The 22,697-nt window shown below is 71.9% G+C and carries 23 protein-coding genes, 1 pseudogene and 2 riboswitches; of the genes and pseudogenes, 13 read left to right on the top strand and 11 right to left on the bottom strand.

Annotated features, from left to right (window positions below; translation table 11 throughout):
• Positions 1–91: 91 nt before the first annotated feature.
• The 3 genes from B5P21_RS06025 (at position 92) to B5P21_RS06015 (ending at position 3,042) form a co-directional block, all read left to right on the top strand.
• Positions 92–907, top strand: coding sequence for a CPBP family intramembrane glutamic endopeptidase (locus B5P21_RS06025; protein ID WP_045528727.1), 816 nt, complete (start codon positions 92–94; stop codon positions 905–907).
• 108 nt (positions 908–1,015) lie between these two features.
• Positions 1,016–1,423, top strand: a complete 408-nt coding sequence (locus tag B5P21_RS06020) for a DUF485 domain-containing protein (protein WP_045528729.1) — start codon at positions 1,016–1,018, stop codon at positions 1,421–1,423.
• Positions 1,424–1,443: 20 nt separating this feature from the next.
• Positions 1,444–3,042, top strand: a complete 1,599-nt coding sequence (locus tag B5P21_RS06015) for a solute symporter family protein (protein ID WP_052663272.1) — start codon at positions 1,444–1,446, stop codon at positions 3,040–3,042.
• Between the two features lie 96 nt (positions 3,043–3,138).
• On the opposite strand, the pseudogene gcvP reads toward B5P21_RS06015, so the two are convergent.
• The 4 genes and pseudogenes from gcvP to B5P21_RS05995 form a co-directional block, all read right to left on the bottom strand.
• Positions 3,139–6,113 (bottom strand): annotated as a pseudogene (gcvP, locus tag B5P21_RS06010) (aminomethyl-transferring glycine dehydrogenase).
• Positions 6,110–6,481 carry a glycine cleavage system protein GcvH gene (gcvH, locus tag B5P21_RS06005; RefSeq protein WP_045528732.1) on the bottom strand — a complete coding sequence of 124 codons (372 nt, stop codon included), beginning with the start codon at positions 6,479–6,481 and terminating at the stop codon, positions 6,110–6,112. Before gcvH ends, gcvP begins: the two are co-directional and overlap by 4 nt.
• Positions 6,478–7,680 carry a glycine cleavage system aminomethyltransferase GcvT gene (gcvT, locus tag B5P21_RS06000; RefSeq protein ID WP_045528733.1) on the bottom strand — a complete coding sequence of 401 codons (1,203 nt, stop codon included), beginning with the start codon at positions 7,678–7,680 and terminating at the stop codon, positions 6,478–6,480. Before gcvT ends, gcvH begins: the two co-directional genes overlap by 4 nt.
• Before the next feature lie 43 nt (positions 7,681–7,723).
• A riboswitch (glycine riboswitch) is annotated at positions 7,724–7,817 on the bottom strand.
• Position 7,818: 1 nt separating this feature from the next.
• Positions 7,819–7,905: riboswitch (glycine riboswitch) on the bottom strand.
• 159 nt (positions 7,906–8,064) lie between these two features.
• Positions 8,065–8,520 (bottom strand): SseB family protein, encoded by a 456-nt coding sequence (locus B5P21_RS05995; protein ID WP_043588550.1) that lies wholly within the window; start codon positions 8,518–8,520, stop codon positions 8,065–8,067.
• Between the two features lie 126 nt (positions 8,521–8,646).
• Between B5P21_RS05995 and B5P21_RS05990 the strand changes: the two genes are divergently transcribed.
• Positions 8,647–9,018, top strand: coding sequence for a BlaI/MecI/CopY family transcriptional regulator (locus B5P21_RS05990; RefSeq protein ID WP_045528734.1), 372 nt, complete (start codon positions 8,647–8,649; stop codon positions 9,016–9,018).
• Between the two features lie 9 nt (positions 9,019–9,027).
• Here B5P21_RS05990 and B5P21_RS05985 read toward each other — a convergent pair whose 3' ends face one another.
• The gene (locus tag B5P21_RS05985; RefSeq protein ID WP_094170908.1) at positions 9,028–9,798 is read right to left on the bottom strand and encodes a copper resistance CopC family protein; all 771 of its coding nucleotides are present in this window, start codon (positions 9,796–9,798) and stop codon (positions 9,028–9,030) included.
• A gap of 104 nt (positions 9,799–9,902) precedes the next feature.
• Here B5P21_RS05985 and B5P21_RS05980 point away from each other — a divergent pair, with 104 nt between their 5' ends.
• From B5P21_RS05980 to B5P21_RS05970, 3 genes are all read left to right on the top strand, one after another.
• Complete coding sequence (locus B5P21_RS05980) at positions 9,903–11,210, top strand: SufS family cysteine desulfurase (protein ID WP_172457236.1); 1,308 nt, start codon at positions 9,903–9,905, stop codon at positions 11,208–11,210.
• Positions 11,207–11,647, top strand: a complete 441-nt coding sequence (sufU, locus tag B5P21_RS05975; RefSeq protein ID WP_045528736.1) for a Fe-S cluster assembly sulfur transfer protein SufU — start codon at positions 11,207–11,209, stop codon at positions 11,645–11,647. The genes B5P21_RS05980 and sufU overlap by 4 nt, the downstream gene beginning before the upstream one ends.
• A gap of 93 nt (positions 11,648–11,740) precedes the next feature.
• Positions 11,741–12,136, top strand: coding sequence for a ChaB family protein (locus tag B5P21_RS05970; RefSeq protein ID WP_080939320.1), 396 nt, complete (start codon positions 11,741–11,743; stop codon positions 12,134–12,136).
• An 18-nt stretch (positions 12,137–12,154) separates the two neighbouring features.
• Here B5P21_RS05970 and B5P21_RS05965 read toward each other — a convergent pair whose 3' ends face one another.
• Positions 12,155–12,709: a GNAT family N-acetyltransferase gene (locus tag B5P21_RS05965; protein ID WP_045528737.1), complete on the bottom strand. Its 555-nt coding sequence runs from the start codon at positions 12,707–12,709 to the stop codon at positions 12,155–12,157.
• Between the two features lie 48 nt (positions 12,710–12,757).
• On the opposite strand from B5P21_RS05965, the gene B5P21_RS05960 reads away from it, so the two are divergent.
• The gene (locus B5P21_RS05960) at positions 12,758–13,849 is read left to right on the top strand and encodes a zinc-ribbon domain-containing protein (protein ID WP_094170907.1); all 1,092 of its coding nucleotides are present in this window, start codon (positions 12,758–12,760) and stop codon (positions 13,847–13,849) included.
• Positions 13,850–13,868: 19 nt separating this feature from the next.
• Here the strand turns inward: B5P21_RS05960 and B5P21_RS05955 are convergent, their stop codons facing one another.
• Both B5P21_RS05955 and B5P21_RS05950 read right to left on the bottom strand, forming a co-directional pair.
• Entirely contained in the window at positions 13,869–14,432 is a 564-nt protein-coding gene (locus B5P21_RS05955; protein ID WP_094170906.1) for a GIY-YIG nuclease family protein, read from the bottom strand.
• A gap of 39 nt (positions 14,433–14,471) precedes the next feature.
• Entirely contained in the window at positions 14,472–14,876 is a 405-nt protein-coding gene (locus B5P21_RS05950; protein ID WP_045528740.1) for a hypothetical protein, read from the bottom strand.
• Between the two features lie 218 nt (positions 14,877–15,094).
• On the opposite strand from B5P21_RS05950, the gene B5P21_RS05945 reads away from it, so the two are divergent.
• From B5P21_RS05945 to B5P21_RS05935, 3 genes are all read left to right on the top strand, one after another.
• The gene (locus B5P21_RS05945; RefSeq protein ID WP_045528741.1) at positions 15,095–15,517 is read left to right on the top strand and encodes a hypothetical protein; all 423 of its coding nucleotides are present in this window, start codon (positions 15,095–15,097) and stop codon (positions 15,515–15,517) included.
• A gap of 73 nt (positions 15,518–15,590) precedes the next feature.
• Positions 15,591–17,057: an APC family permease gene (locus B5P21_RS05940; protein WP_094170905.1), complete on the top strand. Its 1,467-nt coding sequence runs from the start codon at positions 15,591–15,593 to the stop codon at positions 17,055–17,057.
• A gap of 3 nt (positions 17,058–17,060) precedes the next feature.
• On the top strand, positions 17,061–17,516 hold the full coding sequence (locus tag B5P21_RS05935) for a universal stress protein (RefSeq protein ID WP_045528745.1): 456 nt from the start codon (positions 17,061–17,063) through the stop codon (positions 17,514–17,516).
• A 107-nt stretch (positions 17,517–17,623) separates the two neighbouring features.
• Here the strand turns inward: B5P21_RS05935 and B5P21_RS05930 are convergent, their stop codons facing one another.
• Positions 17,624–18,574, bottom strand: a complete 951-nt coding sequence (locus B5P21_RS05930) for an HNH endonuclease (RefSeq protein WP_201775074.1) — start codon at positions 18,572–18,574, stop codon at positions 17,624–17,626.
• Positions 18,575–18,776: 202 nt separating this feature from the next.
• The gene (locus B5P21_RS05925) at positions 18,777–19,223 is read right to left on the bottom strand and encodes a TlpA family protein disulfide reductase (protein WP_052663216.1); all 447 of its coding nucleotides are present in this window, start codon (positions 19,221–19,223) and stop codon (positions 18,777–18,779) included.
• A 324-nt stretch (positions 19,224–19,547) separates the two neighbouring features.
• On the opposite strand from B5P21_RS05925, the gene B5P21_RS05920 reads away from it, so the two are divergent.
• Positions 19,548–20,945 (top strand): amino acid permease, encoded by a 1,398-nt coding sequence (locus tag B5P21_RS05920; protein WP_094170904.1) that lies wholly within the window; start codon positions 19,548–19,550, stop codon positions 20,943–20,945.
• Positions 20,946–21,246: 301 nt separating this feature from the next.
• Here the strand turns inward: B5P21_RS05920 and B5P21_RS16535 are convergent, their stop codons facing one another.
• Entirely contained in the window at positions 21,247–21,852 is a 606-nt protein-coding gene (locus B5P21_RS16535) for a hypothetical protein (protein ID WP_133064170.1), read from the bottom strand.
• Positions 21,853–21,994: 142 nt separating this feature from the next.
• Between B5P21_RS16535 and B5P21_RS05915 the strand changes: the two genes are divergently transcribed.
• A complete protein-coding gene (locus tag B5P21_RS05915) occupies positions 21,995–22,687 on the top strand; it encodes a histidine phosphatase family protein (protein WP_045528749.1) in 693 nt (230 codons plus the stop codon).
• Positions 22,688–22,697: the final 10 nt, after the last annotated feature.

The raw sequence follows: 22,697 nt of genomic DNA, 5'->3' as shown, positions 1-22,697 counted from the left end.
ACCCGCGGCGACGGATCGCGTCGTCAGGGCCCTCACCGGCCACGTCCGGTCCGCTGACGGCGGTTCGGCATCCCGCGCCTAGGATCGGCCCGTGCCCGACGCTCCCGCCCTCGCCCGCGCTCCCCGACCGCCGCTGCGGCGCGCCATGCGGACGCGGCTGCGGTGGGAGATCGCGATCGTGCTCGGGCTCTCGCTCGGAGCGAGCGCCGTCTACTCGGTGCTGCGCATCGTCGACCTGTCCACGCGTCCGGAGGCCCTCGGCTCGCAGAGCGCCACCATCAACCGGAGCCTGAACGATAGGCAGGCGTTCGATCTGCTGTACCAGCTGCTCGACATCGCGACGGCACTGGTGCCCGTGGTCCTCGTGCTCTTCCTGCTGTGGCAGCCGGGGCGGAGCGCCTTCCGACGGATCGGGCTCGACCTCGCGCGTCCGGGGCGCGACGTCGCCTCCGGGTTCGGGCTGGCGGCGCTCATCGGGGTGCCCGGGCTCGGGCTGTACTTCGCGGGCCGGGCCCTCGGGATCACCGTCGACGTCGTGCCGACCGTGCTCGACTCGTACTGGTGGACCGTGCCGGTGCTCGTGCTCGTGGCCCTCCGCGCCGCGCTGCAGGAGGAGGTGATCGTCGTCGGCTACCTCTTCACCCGGCTGCGCGAGCTCGGCTGGGGGCACGGGCGGCTGGGCGCGTGGAGCATCATCCTGTCGGCGGCAGTGCTGCGCGGGAGCTACCACCTCTACCAGGGCTACGGGCCCTTCCTCGGGAACGTGGCGATGGGGGTCGTGTTCGGCTGGTGCTACGGGCGCTTCGGCCGCACCGCGCCGCTCGTGGTGGCGCACCTGATCCTCGACGTCGTGAGCTTCGTGGGCTACCCGGTCGCGCTGGCGCTGCTGCCCGGGCTGTTCGGCTGACAGACGTTCGCGCGCCGGCCGGGGGCGCGGGCCTGGCGCATCACCCGCACCTGTGCCTAACCTGGGAACGCCGCACGACGATGTGCGGCCGAATCTCGAGGAGATCTCATGGGCGACGCCGCTCATCCGTCCGGGGACCCCCGGCCGGCCATCGACTACCTGGAGGTCGAGGACTCGGCCCGGTTCCGCGAGCTGAAGCGCGAGCACCGCAGCTTCGTCTTCCCACTGGCCGTCGCCTTCCTCGTCTGGTACTTCGCCTTCGTCCTGCTCTCGGACTACGCGCACGAGCTCATGTCCACGCCCGTCATCGGGAACGTGAACCTCGGGATCCTGCTCGGGCTCGGGCAGTTCGTCACGACGTTCGCGATCACCACCTGGTACGTGAGCCGCGCGAACTCCCGGTTCGACCCCATCGCCGCGGAGATCCGCGCTGACCTGGAGGAGCGGGAGCGCGTCGCCGCCGACGGGCCGCGCGGATCCACGCCGCCGAAGCGCCGGAAGGGCGGCCGACGGTGATCGCGCCGGGCCCGGCCGTCATGGCGACGACGCCCACGACCGACACGGGCGATCCGGTCCTCAACATCTCGATCTTCGGGGCGTTCGTGGTCATCACGCTCGTGATCGTGTTCCGCGCGAGCCGGGACAACTCGACCGCGGCCGACTACTACGCGGCAGGACGCTCGTTCACCGGCCCGCAGAACGGCACCGCGATCGCGGGCGACTACCTCTCGGCGGCGTCGTTCCTCGGGATCGTCGGCGCCATCGCCATCAACGGGTACGACGGCTTCCTCTACTCGATCGGGTTCCTGGTCGCGTGGCTCGTGGCGCTGCTGCTCGTGGCCGAGCTCATGCGCAACACGGGCAAGTTCACGATGGCCGACGTGCTGAGCTTCCGGCTCAAGCAGCGGCCCGTGCGGCTGGCCGCCGCGACCACGACGCTCGCGGTCTGCTTCTTCTACCTCCTCGCGCAGATGGCGGGCGCGGGCGGGCTCGTCTCGCTGCTGCTCGGGATCGACGACCGGCTCGGGCAGTCGCTCGTGATCGCGGTGGTGGGCGCGCTCATGATCGTCTACGTTCTCGTCGGCGGGATGAAGGGCACGACCTGGGTGCAGATCATCAAGGCGTGCCTGCTCATCGCGGGTGCCGCGGTGATGACCGTGTGGGTGCTCGCGATCCACGGGTTCAACGTCTCGACGCTGCTGGGCGCCGCGGCGGACGCGGCCGACAAGCCCGTGCTCGAGCCCGGCAACCAGTACGGGGTGACGGGGATCACGCAGCTCGACTTCCTGTCGCTCGCGCTCGCGCTGGTGCTCGGCACGGCGGGCCTCCCCCACGTGCTCATGCGCTTCTACACTGTGCCGACCGCGAAGGAGGCGCGTCGCAGCGTCGTATGGGCGATCTGGCTCATCGGCATCTTCTACCTCTTCACCCTCGTGCTCGGCTACGGCGCGGGTGCGCTGCTCGGGAGCGAGCGGATCCTCGCGGCGCCCGGCGGCGTGAACTCGGCGGCGCCGCTGCTGGCGCTCGAGCTCGGCGGGCCGATCCTGCTGGGGATCATCGCGGCGGTCGCGTTCGCGACGATCCTGGCGGTGGTCGCGGGCCTCACCATCACGGCGGCGGCGTCCTTCGCGCACGACGTGTACGGCAGCGTCATCAAGAAGGGGCAGGTCTCGGCGAACGGCGAGGTGCGGGTCGCCCGGATCACGGTGGTCGTGATCGGCATCGTCTCGATCATCGCGGGCATCGGCGCGAACGGGCAGAACGTGGCGTTCCTCGTGGCGCTCGCGTTCGCGGTGGCCGCGAGCGCGAACCTGCCGACCATCCTGTACTCCCTCTATTGGCGACGCTTCTCCACCCGGGGCGCGGTGCTCAGCATGTACGGCGGGCTCGGGACGGCGCTCGTGCTGATCGCGTTCTCGCCCGTGGTCTCGGGCGCGGAGACGTCGATGATCCCGGGGGCCGACTTCTCGTGGTTCCCGCTGAGCAACCCCGGGATCGTGTCGATCCCCGTCGGGTTCCTGCTCGGCTGGATCGGGACGGTGACATCCACGCGCAAGGAGGACCCGCTCGTCGCGGCCGAGATGGACGTGCGGTCGCTCACCGGGCACGGCGCCGAGAAGGCGACCGAGCACTAGCGGGCCCCGCACCGACCGCAGACGCCGCGAGGGCGGCGGGACCCGTGGGTCCCGCCGCCCTCGTCGGTGCGTGCGTCGTGCGTCAGCCGTTGGGGATCAGGCGAAGGCCTCCGGAGGCGGGCAGGCGCAGAACAGGTTGCGGTCGCCGTACGCCTGGTCGATGCGGCGCACGGGCGGCCAGTACTTGTCGCGCACGAGCGTGGACACCGGGTAGACGGCGCGCTCGCGCGTGTACGCGTGGTGCCACTCCCCCGCGATGACCGACTCGGCCGTGTGCGGCGCGTTCCGGAGCGGGTTGTCGTCCGCCGGCCACTCGCCCGCGGCGACGGAGTCGGCCTCCTGCTTGATGCCGATCATCGCGGCGATGAAGCGCTCGACCTCGGCGAGGTCCTCGCTCTCCGTCGGCTCGACCATGAGCGTGCCGGGGACCGGGAAGCTCATGGTGGGCGCGTGGAAGCCGTAGTCGACGAGGCGCTTGGCCACGTCGTCCACCGTGATCCCGGTCGCGGCGGTCAGCGGACGCAGGTCGAGGATGCACTCGTGCGCGACGAGGCCGTCCTCCCCCGCGTAGAGCACGGGGTAGTGGTCGCGGAGGCGCGCGGCGATGTAGTTCGCCGACAGCACCGCGGCGCCGGTCGCCTGCTTGAGGCCCTCGGCGCCCATCATGCGGACGTAGGCCCAGCTGATCGGCAGGATGCTCGGGGATCCGTAGGGCGCGGCCGACACCGGGGCGCCGCCGTGCTCGATGGTCGAGACGACGCCGTCCTGCACGAGCGCGTGGACGTTGCGCTGCGCCTGAGGGTGTCCGGGCAGGAAGGGCGCGAGGTGCGCCTTCGCCGCGACCGGGCCGACGCCGGGCCCGCCGCCGCCGTGCGGGATGCAGAACGTCTTGTGCAGGTTGAGGTGCGAGACGTCGCCGCCGAAGTCGCCGAACCGGGCGAAGCCGAGGAGCGCGTTGAGGTTCGCGCCGTCGACGTAGACCTGGCCGCCGGCCTCGTGCACGGCCTCGCAGATCGCGCCGACCTCGTGCTCGTAGACGCCGTGGGTGGAGGGGTAGGTGATCATCAGCCCGGCGAGCTCGTCGCGGTGGGCGGCGATCTTCACGCGCAGGTCGTCGAGGTCGACGTTGCCGAGCTCGTCGCACGCGACGACCACGACGCGCATGCCGGCGAGCACGGCGCTGGCCGCGTTCGTGCCGTGCGCGCTCTGCGGGATGAGGCAGACGATGCGCGCGTCGTCGCCGTTCGCGAGGTGGTAGCCGCGGATCGCGAGGAGGCCCGCGAGCTCGCCCTGGCTGCCGGCGTTCGGCTGGAGGCTCACGGTGTCGTAGCCCGTGACGTCGGCGAGCCAGGTCTCCAGCTGGAGCACGAGCTCGAGGTAGCCCTCGACGTCGTCGACCGGCGCGAAGGGGTGGATGGCCTGGAACTCGGGCCAGGTCACCGCCTCCATCTCGGTGGCGGCGTTGAGCTTCATGGTGCAGGAGCCGAGCGGGATCATGCCGCGGTCGAGCGCGTAGTCCTTGTCGGAGAGGCGCTTGAGGTAGCGCATCATGCCGGTCTCGGAGCGGTGCGTGGAGAAGACGGCGTGCGTGAGGTACTCGCTCGTGCGATCGAGCCGGAAGGGATCGACGAGAGGTCACCGGCGGCGCCCTCGTCCTCCGCGAGCTCGGCGCCGAACGCGCGGGCGACGGCCGCGAGGTCCTCGGGGCGCGTGGCCTCGTCGACGCTGAAGCCGAGGGTGTCGGCGTCCACGCGGAGCAGGTTGACCCCGCCCGCCGCGGCGGCCGCGAGGATCTCGTCGGCGCGGCCGGGCACGGAGACGCGCACGGTGTCGAAGAACGCGGCGTGGATCGGCTCGACGCCGACCGTCGCCAGCGAGCGGACGAGGCGGCGGGCGCCCCGGTTCGCCTGGCGCGCGATCACGCGGAGGCCCTTCGGCCCGTGGTATACCGCGTACATCGAGGCCATGACGGCGAGGAGCACCTGCGCCGTGCAGATGTTGCTGGTGGCCTTCTCGCGGCGGATGTGCTGCTCGCGCGTCTGCAGCGAGAGGCGGTAGGCGGGGTGGCCGGCCGCGTCCTGGCTGACGCCGACGAGGCGGCCGGGCATCTGGCGCTCGAGGCCGGCGCGCACGGCGAGGTAGCCCGCGTGCGGACCGCCGAAGCCCATGGGCACGCCGAAGCGCTGTGACGTGCCGACCGCGATGTCCGCGCCCAGCTCGCCGGGCGAGGTGATGACCGTGAGGGCGAGCAGGTCGGCCGCGACGACCGCGAGGCCGCCCGCCGCGTGCACGCGCGCGATCACGGCGCTCGGGTCCCAGACGCGGCCGGAGGCGGCCGGGTACTGGATGAAGGCGCCGAACGCGTCGGGCAGCTCGGCCGGATCCACCGTGGCGAGGTCGTGCGCGACCAGCTCGATGCCGACCGCGGCGGCGCGGCTGTCGAGGAGCGCGCGCGTCTGCGGCAGGGCGTCGGCGTCGATGAGGAAGACGGGCGTCTTCGCCTTGGAGGCGCGGCGCGCGAGCAGCATGCCCTCGACGACGGCCGTGGCCTCGTCGAGCATGGACGCGTTCGCGGTGGCGAGCCCGGACAGCTCGGCGACCATCGTCTGGAAGTTGATGAGCGCCTCGAGGCGGCCCTGCGAGATCTCCGGCTGGTACGGCGTGTAGGCGGTGTACCAGCTCGGGTTCTCGAGGACGTTGCGGGTGATGACCGCGGGCGTGATCGTGTCGTGGTAACCGAGGCCGATCATCGACGTGCGCACGCGGTTGCGGCTCGCGATGCGGCGGAGCTCGGCGAGGGCGTCGCGCTCGGTCGCCGCCTCGGGCAGCACGGAGTCGCTGTCGGTGCGGAAGCGGTCCACCTGGATCGTCTCGGGCACGGCCTTCGCGAGGAGGGACGGGATCGAGTCGTGGCCGAGGACGCCGAGCATGGTGGCGCGCGCCTCGGAGTCGATGCCGATGTGGCGGGCGCCGAACGCGCCGGGCGCGAAGGCCGAGGACTCCTCGGCGATGTCCGGCGCGGATGCGGGGGCGGGCGCGGCCGGGCGGGTGCCGGCGTCGACGGCGGTCACTCGCCCACCAGCGCGACGTACTCGTCGTGGCTGAGGAGCGCGGGGAGCGCCTCGAAGCGCACCTTCACGAGCCAGCCGGCGCCGAAGGGGTCGCTGTTGACCAGGTCGGGCGACGCCACGACGTCGTCGTTGACCTCCGTGACGGTGCCGTCGATGGGCGCGAACAGCTCGCCGACCGACTTGGTCGACTCGATCTCGCCGACGACCTCGCCGCCCGCGAGCTCGTCGCCCACGGCGGGCAGCTCGACGAAGACGACGTCGCCGAGCTTGTCGGCGGCGTAGGAGGTGATGCCGACGGTCGCGACGTCGCCGTCGACCTGCACCCACTCGTGCTCGGCGGTGTACTGGAGGCTGGTCTGGTCGGTCATGCGGAGGCCTTTCGCGAGTAGAAGGGGAGGGTCACGACGGTGGCGGGCACGCGCGTGCCGCGGACGTCGACGGCGAGGCGCGTGCCGGGGGCGGCGAGCGAGGGATCCACGTACGCCATGGCGACGGGGTGGCCGAGCGTGGGCGACAGGGCCCCGCTCGTGACGATGCCGACGGGCGCGACGGCGCCCTCGGTGGCCTCCATCACGGCCTCGAGGGCCTCGGCGGAGTCGCCCGCGGCCTCCTCGGCGTAGACGGGGTAGTCGGCGCGGGGCGCGCGGCGGCCCTCGGTGACGAGGCCGACGAGCACGCGGGCGACGGGATCCGGGCCCTTCTCGATCGCCGCGCGCCCGCGGAAGTCGCCCTCCTTGGCGAGCGCGACCACCTTGCCGAGGCCGGCCTGCACGGGCAGCGTGCGGAGGCCGAGCTCGTGGCCGTAGAGCGGCATGCCCGCCTCGAGGCGGAGCGTGTCGCGGCAGGCGAGTCCGGTGTTCAGCAGGCCGAGCGGCGTGCCGGCGGCGACGAGCGCCTCCCACAGGGCGACGGCGTCCTCGGTGGCGACGTACAGCTCGTAGCCGTCCTCGCCCGTGTACCCGGTGCGGGCGACGAGCACGTCCTGCCCGGCGAAGCGCGCGGCCGTGGCGCGGTAGTAGCGGAGCGCCTCGAGCGGCGTCTCGGTCTCGAGGCCGGCGGTGGCCTCGAGGATCGCGCGGGACACCGGGCCCTGCACGGCGATCAGCGCGACGTCGTCGCTCGCGTCGTCGACCTCGACGTCGTCGCGGCCCTCCGCGGCGCCGGCGAGGACGGCCAGCACGGGGTCGTGGTTGCCCGCGTTGGCGACGACGAGGAAGGACTCCTCGCCCGTGCGGTAGACGATGAGGTCGTCGACGATGCCGCCCGAGGGATCCAGCAGCAGCGTGTACTTCGCCTGCCACTCGGCGATGGCGGAGAGCTTGCCGGCGAGGACGGAGTCGAGGAACGCGGCGGCGCCCTCGCCCTCGACGGCGATCTCGGCCATGTGCGAGATGTCGAAGATTCCCGCGGCCTCGCGCACGGCGCGGTGCTCGGCGAGGTCGCTCGTGTAGCGGACGGGCATGAGCCAGCCGGCGAAGTCGGTGAAGGAGGCGCCGGCCGCCTCGTGCACGGCGTGCAGCGGGGATCGGCGGGGCGGGGCTGCGGCGTCGGCGGGTGCGTCGGTCATGGAGTCCTCCGGTCGTCTCCGGCGCGGATGCCGGATGCGGGACTCCCCCTCTGTCATGGGCCTGAGAGCTTCGCGCCGTCCGAGGACGGTGCTTTCACCGTGGGCGAGCCGTGCGGGACGACTGCTTTTCAGAGTGGCCAGTGCATCGCGGTACGTGGACCTGAGAGATTGGCGGGGAGGCTTGCTCCTTCGGTGCTCCCGGAGGAGCTCTCCCGCGATGCGTGCGCGGCCGTGCTACGCGTCCCAGCATATCGAGCGGGACGTTTCGGGCGCGTGACGATTCCCGGCCGATCCCGCCCGCACGACCCTGCTCGGCCGGACGCGACGACGCCGCCGCTTCCGGGTGGATGCGGCGGCGTCGGGTGGTCGGGTCGACCCGCGGGATCAGATCGCGTCGGGCGAGGGCGATGCGGGCGCCTGCGGCGCACCGTCCTCGTCCTGGTCGATGACGCGGCGCACGTCGTCGGCGAGCTGCGCGACGCCCTCGGGCATCATCTCGAAGCCGTCGGTGGTGCCGACGTTGATGACGAGGCCGGTGCCCTCGGGGATCGCCTGGACGAGCTCGGCGGCGGGGATGGTGGCGACGTGGTCGGCGACGCTCGTGACCTTCTCGTCGATGCGGTCCTCGTGCGTGAAGGCGGCGAGCATGGGCACTCCGTCGCGGTCGAAGAGGACGGGCTGGAGCTGGTCGGTCTCGGGGGTGAGGGGCGTGGCGGTGGGCACCACGACCGTCGTGTTGATGAACTCGGTGAGGACGGCGGTCATGTCGGACTCGCCCGCCTGGCCGCGCGCGATGGCCTGCTCGAGGGGGGTGGGCTCTCGGTCCTGTGAATCGGTCATGGGTCCATCGTGCCCGATCCGGCGGGGCGACGGCTGACCGCGGCGGCCGGGCCGAGCGTCGTCGCGGCCGCGCGCGGAGTTAGGATCGTCTCTTCCACCCGCCATCCGTCCCGAGGGGAGACGCCCGTGTCGATCGGACGCCAGCGCCCCCGCGGCGAGCTCGAGGCCGCCATCATGGACGCCCTCTGGGACGCCGTCGAGCCCCTCACGGCCAAGGACGTCGTCGCCCGCATCCCGGATCCGCGCCCCGCGCTCACGACCGTGCTCACGGTGCTGGACCGGCTCGGCCAGAAGGGCCTCGTCACGCGCTCGGACGAGGCGCGCGCGCTCACGTTCGCGCCCGCCCGGTCGCGCACCGACCACGCGGCGTCGCTCATGTCGGGCGCGCTCGCGGCCACGAAGGACCGCGAGGCCGCGCTGCTGCGCTTCGCCGGCACGCTCGACGGCGACGACCTCACGGCGCTGCGCCGCGCGCTCGGCGGGGACGACCGGGCGTAGGCGGGACCGCTAGCGCGGGTCGTCGGATCCGTCGTACGGTCCCCCGACGCTCTCGCCGTCCTCGCCGGGGAAGCGGCGCGACGACCGGCGCACGACGCCGACCACCACGAGCACGGCGGCCGCGAGGATCACGAGGCCGATGAGCACGAAGACCCAGACGGGCGTGGTCTCCGCGGTCTCGGCGAGAGGCACGGACGCGCCGGACTGCGCGTCCGACGTGGGCGCGGGCGCGACGGACTCGGCGCCCTGCGTCGTCATGGTGCCCTCGGGCTCCGGCGTCGCGGTGGCCGCGCTGCCCGCCCACGCGTCGCCGCACGCCGGGGCCGCGGCGATCGCCGGGGTGCCCGTCGTGTCGCCGGTCGGCGCGTAGGTGAAGGAGTAGGTCCCGTCGATGGGGTGGCTGTCGCTCGAGACCGCGCGCCAGGTGACCTGGTAAGTGCCGGCCGTGCCGAGCGCGATGCGGGTCGTGGCGGTGGATCCGTCGACGGCGACGCAGCCGTCCTCGTGGAAGGAGCTGTCCGAGGTGTTGACCACCTGGATCGCGAAGCCCGAGGCCTGCGCTTCGAGCGCGAGCAGCTCCTCGCTGAAGTCGAGCGCGATGGTGCCGGGCTCGTCCGTGACGGTGGCGTCGGCGGCGGGGGTGGATCCCACGAGCCGGTCGTGCGCCGAGGCCGCGCCCGCCGGGATGAGCGCGCCTCCCATCACGAGCGCGGCGGCACCCGCGGCGAGCGCGGCGCGACGGAGGAGGGACGGGGTGCGGGGGTGGTGCGGAGACGCCATGGGTCCATCATCCCCCCGCGCTGCGCCGCGCGGTCGGGCGCGGCGACCGTGACGCCACGCGCGCCCGTGTTGCGCCGGAGGCCGCATCACGATGGACTCGTCGGATGCACACCGCCCCGCAGGACGCCCCGGGCGACGGCACGGCCCGTCGCGCCGGCCTGACCGCCGACGAGATCGACCGGATCCGCCGCGACTTCCCCCTCCTCGACTCCGAGGTGAACGGCCACCGGCTCGTCTACCTCGACTCGGCCGCCACGTCCCAGAAGCCGCGCCAGGTGCTGGACGCGGAGCGCGCGTACCTGGAGCACCGCAACGCCGCCGTCCACCGCGGCGCGCACACGCTCGCGGCCCTGGCGACCGAGGAGTTCGAGGAGGCACGGGAGAAGGTCGCGCGCTTCGTCGGCGTCGACGCGGGCGAGATCGTGTGGACCTCGAACGCGACCGAGGGGCTGAACCTCGTCGCGTACGGGCTCGGGAGCGCGGCCGCGCCCGCGTCGATCCGCGTGCGGGAAGGCGACGAGATCGTCGTCACGGAGTCGGAGCACCACGCGAACCTCATCCCGTGGCAGCAGCTCGCGCTCCGCACGGGCGCCCGGCTGCGGTACATCCCCGTCGACGACCAGGGCGCGCTGCGGCTGGAGACGCTGGGCGACGTCATCACGGAGCGCACGCGCGTCGTCGCCCTCGCGCACGTCTCCAACGTGCTGGGCGGCGTCGCGCCGCTCGGACCCGTCATCGCCCGGGCGCGCGAGGTGGGCGCCCTCGTCGTGCTCGACGCCTGCCAGTCCGTGCCGCACCTGCCCGTGGACCTGCGCGCCCTCGACGTCGACCTCGCGGTCTTCTCGGGCCACAAGATGCTCGCGCCGACCGGCATCGGCGTGCTCTACGGGCGCCGCCAGGTGCTCGAGGCGCTGCCGCCGTTCCTCACGGGCGGGTCGATGATCACGACGGTGACGATGGAGGCGGCCGAGTTCCTGCCGCCGCCGCAGCGGTTCGAGGCCGGCACGCAGCGCATCTCGCAGGTCGTGGCGCTGGGCGCCGCGGTCGACTACCTGGAGAGGGTCGGCATGGACCGGATCGCGGAGCACGGGCGGCGCATCGGCGCGCGGCTCGTCGCGGGCCTCTCCGGGATCCGGGGCGTGCGCGTGCTCGGGCCGGGCGCCGGCGGCGACCGCGTCGGCCTGGCCGCGTTCGACCTGGCGGGCGTGCACGCGCACGACGTGGGGCAGATCCTCGACGACCGCGGCATCGCCGTGCGCGTCGGGCACCACTGCGCGCAGCCGCTGCACCGGAGGCTCGGGCTGACCGCGTCCGCGCGGGCGAGCGGGACCCTTCACACGACCGACGCCGAGATCGACCTGCTGCTGCAGGGCGTCGAGGACGCGGCCGCGTTCTTCGGGGCCGGCCGATGAGCGCCCCGGGCGCCGGCGGCGGGCTCTACCAGGAGTTGATCCTCGACCACTCGCGCGCACCCGAGGGCCAGGGCGATCCCACCGGTTGGCCGCTGCACGCGCACCAGGTGAACCCGACGTGCGGGGACGAGATCACCCTCGGGATCCGCGTCGAGGACGGCCGCGTGGCCGAGATCGCCTGGACGGGCCACGGCTGCGCGATCTCGCAGGCGTCCGCGTCGATGCTCGTCGGCGTGCTCGACGGCGCGAGCCTCGACACGGTGCACGCGCGCATCGCGGCCTTCCGCGAGGTGATGCGGAGCCGGGGCGCGTCCCACCTCGACCCGGAGGAGTTCGGCGACGCCGTCGCGCTCGACGGCGTCTCCCGGTACGTCGGCCGCGTGAAGTGCGCGATGCTGCCGTGGACGACGCTGGAGGACGCGCTCCGCGCCGGCTGATCCGCGCCATCCCGCCCGGTCCGCGTGCGGGTCGGTGCAGAGTGGAGGGGCGGCGGCCGCGCGGGCCGGCGACCCGCGACACCAGGAGGATCCGTGGCCCCCGACGACGACATGCCGAGCACCATCCGTCGCTCCCCCGAGCACGCCCAGGCCACCTGGTCGGCGGCGCACGCGGCGGCCGAGGAGCAGTACGGAGTCGGCGAGCGCGCCGAGCGCACCGCCTACGCCGCCCTCAAGCACGGCTTCGAGAAGGTCGGCGACCACTGGGAGCCGAAGGAGTCGGCCGGGCCGTCGGACGCGGGCGCCGAGGAGCGCGGCGCGGGCACGGCCGGCGGGGTCGACGCGAACGCCTCGAAGGCGCACCTGATGGAGGTCGCGCGCCGCCTCGACGTCCCCGGCCGGAGCCGCATGACGAAGGACGAGCTGGTGGAGGGGATCCGGAAGGCGAACGACCGGGAGACCCGCCGGGCGCGGGAGCGCGAGAGCTGACGCGGGGGCCGGACGCGCCTAGGGGAGGTCGACCCGGAACAGCGCGCACTCCTTGTCGTAGTAGCCGCGCGTGCGGCCGAGGGGGCGCATCCCGATGCGGCGGCACACGGCCTGCGACGGCGCGTTCTCGGGGTTCGTCACCGCGAGGACGCGCGTCAGCCCGCCCTCCGCAGCGTGCGCGAGCACGCGGCGGGCCGCCTCCGTCGCGACGCCGCGACCCCAGGCGTCCGGGTGCAGGTGCCAGCCGATCTCCGTCTCGCCCTCCTCCGGTGCGTCGCGCGGGGCGGGGTCGTCGCCGGCGAGCGGCGCGGCCGACGCGGGGAGGTCCTTGAGCAGGAGCGTGCCGAGGAGGTCGCCGCCGTCGCGGTCCTCGATCGCCCAGATGCCGCGCACGGGGTGGTCGAGCGCGGCGTAGCGGGCGGCGCGCGCGGCGGCCTGGGCGGGATCCGTCTGCACCGCACCCGTGCCGATCCAACGCATCACCGCGGGCCGGGAATGCAGGTCGAGGAGGAAGCCCGCGTCGGCGTCCGTGAAGCGGCGGAGGAGCAGGCGGTCGGTCGCGAGGTCGGGCATCGCCCCAGGCTAGTCAGCGACGTCGGTGGCTCCCCCTAGCGTGACGGCATGCCCGAGCCGGTGGATGCGTGGTGGGCGCGGCGCCGCTGGTCGCGCGGCCTCGACGTGCCCTACCCGGTGGGCACCTACCGGGAGGCGTGGGCGTCGTTCCCCGTGCTCATCCGGCAGTACCACCCGGATCTCAACCGCGGCATCACGCTCACGCAGGTGCCGCCCGCGGCTGACGTGCTCCTCACGTGGCAGTGCGACGTCGGGCACGTCTTCGTCGCGGCGCCCGAGGAGCAGCGGCGGCGGCCGGGCCGCGAGCGCCGCCGCTCGTCGTGGTGCCCGGACTGCGCGGAGGCCGCGGCACCGCGCACGCCCGTGCTGCCGATGGCGGATCAGGTGCGCTGGCCGGGGGCGTCGCCGCTCGTGGCGGGGCCGGTGGCCGGGGGCGCTGCGGCGGGAGCGTCGGCGTCCGGCGGATCCGCGGCGACGCCGTCGGGCGCCCCGCGCCCGCGGAGGGGCGCGCGCGACGACCGGCCCGCGGTCGGCGGCGCGACCCGCGACCGGCGCGGCAAGGACGGCACGCCGAGCACGGCGGGCCGGGCCGAGCGCCGCGGATCCCCGGCGGCAACCACCACGCCCGCCCGCCCCCGCTGCTCCCCCGCCCTCTGCGCGAAGACCCCCGACCTCCCCGTCGGCGAGCCGTTCGCGAGCGCGTGCGCCCCGCCGCCCGCGTCCGCCGTGGAGGAGCGGCTGCGGCAGGATCTCGCCGCGCGCCTCGAGCACACGCCCGGCCTCACCGCCGTCCGGCTCGCGCGCCCGTTCTTCGAGCACGTCGAGGCGTGCCCCGACATCCTGCTGCCCGAGCTGCGCGTCGCGATCGAGTACGACAGCACCGGCCGCCACGGCCTCGAGCACGTGGGACGCCGCGAGGAGGCCGACCGGCGCAAGGACCGGGCGCTGCGGTCCGCCGGGTGGGAGGTGATCCGCATCCGCACGGCCGGGCTGCCGCCCCTCGGGCCCTACGACCTGTGCGTGTCCGGCCTCACTCGCGGCACGATCGACCAGCTCCTCGACCGGCTCCGCGAGATCCGCGGCCCGCTCCTGGTGGATGCCTACCTGCGGGAGGCGCCGCCGTCGGCCGCGGCCGGATGAGGCGCACGGGCCGCGGGCGTCAGCTGACCCGCGTCGCCAGCGCCTCGCTCCGCCAGCGCGCGAGCAGCTCCCACGGATCGGGCTGGCCCGCGGCGAGCGCGGCGACGTGCGCCCGCAGCTCCGCGTCGAGCTCGAACCACTCGGTGCGGGCGAAGCGCTGCCGCGCGAAGAGCGCGTGCCGCGCCCGCTCCACCGACCGCCCGCCGCGCTCGAAGGCCAGCAGCTCGTCGTGCCGCAGCGTGCCGAGCCGCTGCCGCGGGTTGGCGCTCGTGCCGACCTTGATGCGGTCGCCGAAGCGGATGTAGTAGACGACGTCGACCCGCGGCGGCGCCAGCTCGCCGTCCGGGTGGTCGCCGTGCCGCCACTCGCACACCGCGCACAGCCAGTCCGACGGGTACCGCACGCCGAGGCGGGATCCGCACGCTGGGCACGGCGACGGCAGCACGTCCTCGACGCCGTGCGCGCGCTCCGCCCACGCGGCCGCGGCCAGGAGGTGCGCGGCGCACAGCGGCACGGGCGCGCCGGGCTCGAACGCCGCCGCGCAGCCCTCGGCGCGGCACGGGGCGGATCCCTTCGACGTCATGCCCCGACGCTAGGCGCGGGGGCCGACACCGGGACCCGCTCAGCGCGCCGCCCGCACCACCACGGGCGCCTCGTCCTCGAGCCCGCGGCGCAGCTCGACCGACGTCCACGGCACGGGGGCGTCGGCGAAGATCGGCTCGAGCACCTCCCACATGATGCGGCGGTCGCGGCCCACGAAGTAGACGTCGTAGGAGTCGTCGCCGAATTCGTTGCCGTCGATCCAGCCGGCCTCGAGCAGCTGCAGGGCGTCATCGCCGGCGATCTCGGTCGCGGCCAGCGACTCGAACGCCTCGTACGCGGTCGCCGCCTCGCCCGCCTCGAAGCGCAGCACGACCCAGTCGTCGGGCGCGTCCTCGCGGGTCCAGGGGCGCGCGACGGCGACGATCGCCATGGTCAGGCCGGTGACGATCCCGGTGAGGAGGAGCGCGCGGATCCGGGGCGTCATGCGCGCGCCCGTCCGGCGTCGTCTGCTGCGCTCACGCGACCTCCCCGTCCGGCCGCGGGACCTCGGGACGATCGCGACACCCGCCCAGTATGCGCGTGGATCCCGCTTGTGACGATCGTCTGACCCGCGTGGACCGGGAACGATCCTGCTCGGTACGTTTCCCCTACGAGCACGCGGCCGGCCGGGTCACTTCCCCACCGCTCCGCCAGAGGAGCACCATGGTCGACCGCAGCGCCCACGAGCAGATCATCATCGCCATGACGCAGGTGTTCGACCTGATGGACGGCGCCACCCTCGAGGTGTGGGACGGGCTGACGGGCCTCCAGATCCAGCTGCTGCGGGTCGTCGCGACGGACATGCGGGTCGACCGCCAGTCGCTCTCGCTGTGGACGCGCACCTCGCGCGCCGCGCTCGTGCCGAGCCTCGGCGGGCTGCTGCAACGCGGGATCCTCGCCGAGGAGCCGGACGACGAGGGCCTCCGCCTGGTCGTCGGGACGGCGGGTCGCGAGCTGCTCGAGCGCGTGCTCCGGGCCCGCGCCGCGTGGATCCGCGAGGCCTGCCAGGCGGCGGCACCCGCCGTCGACGACGCCGAGCTCCAGCGCATCGTGGGCGTCCTGCGGCGCATCGCCGACGGGGCCTGACCGCGACCAACCACGCCGCCTCGGGCGATCCCGCCCCCTCGACCCCTCGCCATCACGCCCCTAGTGTGGGGAAATGGCGAACCCCATCGAGGCCCAGGCACCCCCGCGATCCGAGCTGAAGCGTTCCATCACGGTCAAGCAGCTGTACTTCTACGTGGTCGGCGACGTCCTCGGATCCGGCATCTACGTGCTCGTCGGCCTCGTGGCCGCGGCCGTGGGCGGCGCGTTCTGGATGGCGTTCCTCGTGGGCGTCTCCATCGCGACCATCACGGGCCTCGCCTACGCGGAGCTCGTCACCACGTACCCGCAGGCCGCCGGCGCCTCGCTCTACATCAACAAGGCGTTCCGCAGCCCGGTGCTCACCTTCTTCATCACCATCTGCATGCTCAGCGCCAACATGGCCGCCGTCGGATCCCTCGCGGCCGGCTTCGTGCGCTACCTCGCCGACCTCATCGGCCTGCCCGAGTCCGCCATCTGGGCGACCACCGGCATCGCGGTCGCGTTCGTCGCCGTCATCACGGCGATCAACCTCATCGGCATCAGCGAGTCCGTCATCGCCAACGTCGTCATGACCTTCGTGGAGATCAGCGGCCTCATCATCGTCGTCGCCATCGGCGTGATCGCGCTGGTCGAGGGCGTCGGCGACCCCGCCGTGCTGCTCCAGTTCCAGGTCGAGGGCGGTCCCGGATCCGCGGTGCTGGCCGTGCTCGCCGGCGTCTCGCTCGCCTTCTTCGCCATGACCGGGTTCGAGAACGCGGCCAACGTGGCCGAGGAGACCATCGACCCGTCGCGCGCGTTCCCCCGGGCGCTCATCGGCGGCATGATGACGGCCGGCGTCGTCTACGTGCTCGTCTCGATGGCCGCGGCCCTCGCCGTGCCGATCGACGCGCTGGCCGGCAACACGCTCCTCGAGGTCGTGCGCGCGGACCTCTTCTTCATCCCCGCCGCGGTGATGCTCGTGGTCTTCGCCGTGATCGCGATGGTCGCCATCAGCAACACGGCGCTCGTGACCGTGGTGGCCCAGTCGCGGATCCTGTTCGGCATGGCCCGCGAGAACGTCGTGCCCGCGATCTTCGCGAAGGTGCACCCCGCCCGCCGCAGCCCCTACGTGGCGCTGATCTTCGGCGGCGCCGTGGTGGCCGCGCTCCTCATCATCGGCGCGGCGATCCGCTCCAGCCAGGCCGGCATCCCCGAGGACGAGCGGCTCGACATCGTCGACCGCCTCGCCACCATCACCGTCGTGTTCCTCCTCTTCATCTACGCGCTCGTGATCGTCGCGTGCCTGAAGCTGCGCGGCCGCGACGAGACCGACGACACGTACCGCGCGAACACGCCGCTGCTCATCGTCGGGATCCTCGGCAACGTCGCCGTGCTGATCTACACGCTCGTCGACGACCCCGGCGCGCTGTTCTGGGTCGGCGGCCTGCTCGCGCTCGGGCTCGTGCTGTACCTCGCGCAACGCACGTTCGGCGCGCAGAAGCCGGATCTCGAGGCCGCTGCCGGCGTGGCCGCGGCCGGACCCACGGACAGGGAGGTCTGACCCGTGCACGTCATCGTCACCACCGACGGATCCCAGGCGTCGCTGCAGGCGGCCCGCCAGTTCCAATGGATCGCGGACTCCCGCGAGATCACCGAGGTCACCGTGCTCGCCGTCGTGAGCCCGTACGCGGCCGCGCCGTTCGCCAACGAGCTCGGGCCCCGCCGCACGACTGGCCAGACCGAGCTCAGCTACCGCAGGGACGCGGAGGCCGCCGTCGACGTGGTCGCCGCGGTCTTCGACGGCTGGGGCCCGACCATCCACCGCGACGTGCGCAGCGGCTCCCCCGCGACCGAGATCATCCGCGCCGCCGAGGAGCTGTCCGCGGGCCTGATCTCGATGGCCGCCGGCAGCCGCGGCCTCACCGCCACGATCCTGCTCGGCAGCACGGCCAGCCGCGTGCAGCACTCAGCGCCGTGCCCGGTGCTGATCTGCCGGCCGACGGTGCGGGGGCGGGGGTAGCGGCTTCCGCGGCCGTTAGGTGACTCGAACCGACGAATGCCGGTGCATCTGGATCAGGCGGCGAGGATCTTGTTCGACTTGCTTCGATTGCACTTCCAGCAGAGGGTCTAGAGATTGTCGTGCGTGGACAGTCCCCCCTTTGACACGGGAACGATGTGGTCCACCTCAAGGAGCAGATGGGGCTCATCCACGACGGAGACCGAGCAAAAGCGGCAGGCGTGGCCATCGCGAGCCTTGATGAATTGACGTAGGCGGGCTGTCATCAGTGCACGCTGCCCTGCCGCGCTCTTGTCGAATCGGATCTTGCCGGCGAGCACGTCGACGAGTTCATCGATCGTCTCGTTGTTCAGCTTGATCGACGTCCTCTGCGAGCTGTTGCCACCCGCGCTCACGTACTCGAAGACGTAGACCGGGTAGGGAATCGCGATCCGCTTGACCTCGTAGCCGACCTGATCGCGGAACTCCTGCTCGTAGTGCTTCAGGATGAATGCCGGCGGACGGATCGACTCGACGATGGCCGTCTCGCGCTGGCGGAGGTTCCCGACCGCGTCCTCGAGACGTGCGATGTCCTCGCCCAACGTCTCCACCTGCGTGAGCCGCGCCTCTGTCGCCGCGATGTTGAAGTACTTCATCAGGTACTTCAGCGGGTCGCCGCTGGCCGAACGGACCACCTGCAGGGAGCAGTTGTGCACGTTCGGGTCCTCGAAGGACGCCTCGTTGCGATCCCGTCGATGCTTGTGATTGCTCGTGTTCTGGAAGGTGGCGAGATGAGCATGAGTGCCCGTCTCCGCCACGGCGAGCTGGAACGAATCGCGCTCTCGGATCTCCGCGATGTACTCGGCCAGTTCGTTGTGCTCATCGACGAAGGCGGCGAGTTCGCGCTTCTGCGCGAGGAAGACCTCGCCCTTGAAGTAACGGTTCTTGCGGACGTCGCGCACGATCTTCGGGACGATGATGATGGCGAGGATCAAGCCGACGACGGTCAGCGATATCTGCCAGTACGTGAAGATGAGGCTGATCAGGAAGATGATCAGGACCAACGCGATGATGTAGGGCAAGGGCCAGTCCTATCGGGGAGCTCGGGTCTCGAGGAGGAGACGTGCGCCCTCATCTCTGGGCGGGAGACGACAGCGAAGAGGTGCCACGCAGGAAGCGCGCCGACACTGCGACGAAACGCTACGAGACCTCAGCGCGCCTGCCGAGGCCCCCTTTGTCGGGCCACCCACGTCTCCCCCTGACGAGGAACGCCGGTGATTCCCCTCAGCTGGCGGCCGTCGCGATCAACGCCGTGAGCGTCCCCGGATCCACCACCCCGAGGATCCGCGCGCTGACCCGACCCTCGGGGTCGAGCACGAGGGTCGACGGGGTCGTGTTCGGCGCGGTGCGGGCGGCGAAGGCCAGCTGCCCCGCGCTGTCCTGGCCGTCGAGGACGTTCTCGTAGGGGATCTCGAAGGTGCGGACGAAGGCGTCGACGCTCGCCGCCGAGTTGCGCGTGTTGACGCCGAGGAACGTCGCCGTGTCCGCGGTCGCGGCGCTGACCTCGCGCAGGTCGGCCGCCTCGACGCGGCACGGGCCGCACTCCGCGTACCAGAAGTTGACCACCAGGACCTTCCCGCGGAACCGTTCGGCCGTCACCGTCGCGCCGGACGGATCCTCCGCGGTGAAGGACACCGGCTCGCCGCGGTCGTCCGCCGCGAACTCCGTCACCCGGCCGTCGCCGGAGACGGTGCCGGTCCCGGCACCGTCGCCCGATCAGAAGTCGCTCGCGAGCTGATCCGTCGCCGTGCAGCCGCCGAGGGCCAGCGCGGCCGCCAGCACGAGGGCTGCGGCGGCGGTCCGGCGGATCACCCCGTCATGCTACGGCCGGTGCGGCGCCCCAGCCCGCCCGCCGCCGCAATGTAAAGCCCATGTGAACACTTCGCGGTCGCGCCCATCGCCTGCGTATCGTGCTCAGCACCTCCCGGCCCGACGCGTCGCCGGTCGAGCGGGAGGATCCCCCACCCGCGAACGCCGACACGCCCGGAGGCTTCCATGGCATCCGCACCCCAGCTGCACAAGAGCCTCACGCAGAGGCAGCTCACCATGATCGCGATCGGCGGCGTCATCGGCGCCGGCCTGTTCGTGGGGTCCGGGGTGGTGATCAACGGCGCGGGCCCCGGCGCGTTCCTCACCTACGCGATCTCCGGCGTGCTGATCATCCTGGTGATGCGGATGCTCGGCGAGATGGCGACCGCGAACCCCAGCACCGGATCCTTCGCCGACTACGCGAGGCACGCCCTCGGCGGCTGGGCCGGCTTCTCGATGGGCTGGCTCTACTGGTACTTCTGGGTCATCGTCGTGGGATTCGAGGCGGTCGCCGGCGCGAAGGCGCTCACCTACTGGTTCGACGCGCCGGTCTGGCTCCTCTCCCTCGGCCTCATGGCGCTGATGACCGCCACCAACCTCATCTCCGTCGGCGCGTTCGGCGAGTTCGAGTACTGGTTCGCGGGGATCAAGGTGGCCGCGATCATCCTGTTCCTCGGCCTCGGCAGCCTCTACGTGCTCGGCATCTGGCCGGGCCGCTCGCTCGACTTCTCGAACCTCGTGGCGCACGGCGGCTTCTTCCCGAACGGCGTCGGCGCGATCTTCTCCTCGGTCGTCGTCGCGATCTTCTCCATGGTCGGCGCGGAGGTCGCCACCATCGCCGCCGCCGAATCCAAGGACCCCGCGAAGGCCATCCGCAAGTCGACCAACTCCGTGATCCTCCGAATATCCCTGTTCTTCGTCGGCTCGCTGTTCCTGCTCGCCGTGATCCTCCCCTGGGATTCCACGGAGCTCGGCGCCAGCCCGTTCGTGAGCGCATTCGACCGCATGGGGATCCCGTTCGCGGGCGACGTGATGAACGCGGTCGTCCTCACCGCCGTGCTCTCGTGCCTGAACTCCGGCCTCTACACGGCGAGCCGCATGCTCTTCGTGCTCGCGGCGCGGCGGGAGGCCCCGGCGGGGCTGATGAAGGTGACCGAGCGCGGAGTGCCGCGTGCCGCGATCCTGCTGTCGTCCGTCGTCGGCTTCCTCTGCGTGATCGCGGCGGCCGTCTCCCCCGACACCGTCTTCCTCTTCCTGCTCAACTCCTCGGGCGCGATCATCCTCTTCGTCTACCTGCTCATCGCGATCTCGCAGATCGTCCTCCGCCGCCGCAGCGGATCCGCCGGCCTGCCGGTGAAGATGTGGCTGTTCCCCGGCCTCTCGATCGTCACGGTCGTCGGGATCCTCGCGGTGCTCGCGCAGATGGCGCTGGACCCCGAGATCCGCCCGCAGCTCGTGCTGAGCCTCGTGGCGTGGGCAGTCGTGCTCGGGCTGTACGTGGTGACGAAGGCACGAGGCGGGTCGGTGGATCCGGTGGCGCCGGAAGCGGAGCGGAGGAGCGCCTCTCAACACGCTCGTCAGTGACAGCGGCGACCGTTTTCGCTAGAAGGGTGAGCTCGGAAAACAAGGGATAGTTGCCCGCAATTTATCTTTAGTCCCGTCGCAAGCGCGTATAGACACAATACGCATCCGCAATTAATACATTGTGAGCAAGTGGCGACTCCCGCCCCTCGCTCGAAAGTACAGTAGGTGGCTGTATTACTCAATCGCGAGGAGCGTGACATTGATTCCTTACCCTATAGATTACCTATGGTGACCTCAGGCGCACCAGAGCATCGATGTAGATGTCACGGTACTGTATTGATAAAACTGTACACAAACGGCATCATCGAGAGCGGCGCCCTTGATACTTGTATCGCGCTTCTGCCGTGCGGAAGTCGGCACGCACTGCTTCAATCAGCTCTTGCATTAGGTTGTCGACTTCTAGCTCGAACGCTACAGCGCTGGTCGCCTTGAATATAGGACCACCTATTGACATCACATAGGCCTGGGTTCGAGACCGAATCGCCTTAATGCGATCTGAGATTTCGGTATCGCCGAGCGCCTCAACATTCAAAGCGGCGCGAGTCAGCTCATCGAAGCCATCAAATGCTTGCGTGAAGTCATGAAAGGCAGCCGCTGATCTGTCATCATCAGCCCCCACTCCGGTATTTCCGTACATGGATATATTGAACTGCTTTAACTTGGCGATAAAGGTCGCCGTAGCATAAAGAGCGTCCAGCTCCGCCTCGCGCCCTGCCTCGAGAACTTGTGCGTATGTCGCGTTTCTTGATCGGCGATCTTCTGCGCGACTTGTTGCCACGGTTGATACTATGGTTGAAATCAAGACGCCGATAAGTGCAATGGTGGATGGCAGGAGGATCAGCAATAATGTATTCGGGGACAGTTCTCCTTGATTACTGACGGCGGCCGTAGCTCTGGCGAGTGACATGACATAATCATAGTGAAGTCTAAACGCGTAGTCCTCTGTTGAGGATTCAGCGGCAGTCTGCAACTGCCGCTGATGCCGGAATTGACGTAAACAGGAGGCGCCATGTGGCCGCCCGTCGAGGCCCGCTGGTTAGGCTGACGGCATGGCAACAGTGATCCTCGTGCGGCACGGACGCACCACAGCGAACGCGACCGGGATCCTGGCGGGGCGCACCCCCGGCGTGGACCTCGACGGCACCGGGCGCGACCAGGCCGACCGCGCCGGCGACCGGCTCGCCGCGGTGCCGCTGGCGGCCGTCGTCTCCAGCCCGCTGCAGCGCTGCTGGGAGACGGCGCAGCGGATCCTCGAGCGGCAGCCGGCGAAGCCCGCCCAGCCCGTCGACCCCGACCTCACCGAGTGCGACTACGGCGACTGGCAGGGCCGCGCCCTCAGCGAGCTCGCCACCGAGGACCTCTGGAAGACCGTCCAGTCGCACCCGTCCGCCGTCGTCTTCCCCGGCGGCGAGTCCATGGCCGGCATGCAGGCGCGGGCCGTCGCCGCCATCCGCCGCCACGATGCAGCGATCGAGGCCGAGCACGGGCCCGGCGCCGTGTGGGTCGCGGTGAGCCACGGCGACGTCATCAAGTCGATCCTCGCCGACGCGTACGGCATGCACCTCGACCTGTTCCAGCGCATCGACGTGGGCCCCGCGTCCCTCTCCATCGTCCGCTACGGCGCCGGCCGGCCCACCGTGCACGCGACCAACACCGACGCGGGCGACCTCTCGTGGCTGGCGAAGACCACGAGCGTCGGCGATGCGCCGGTCGGCGGCGGCGCCGGGCACAGCACGCCGTGATTCCCCGCGC

Source organism: Clavibacter michiganensis subsp. insidiosus, assembly GCF_002240565.1.
In the GTDB taxonomy this organism is placed as follows: domain Bacteria; phylum Actinomycetota; class Actinomycetes; order Actinomycetales; family Microbacteriaceae; genus Clavibacter; species Clavibacter insidiosus.
Note: the sequence above shows the minus strand (reverse complement) of the source record. Positions and strands in the feature narration are given on the sequence as shown.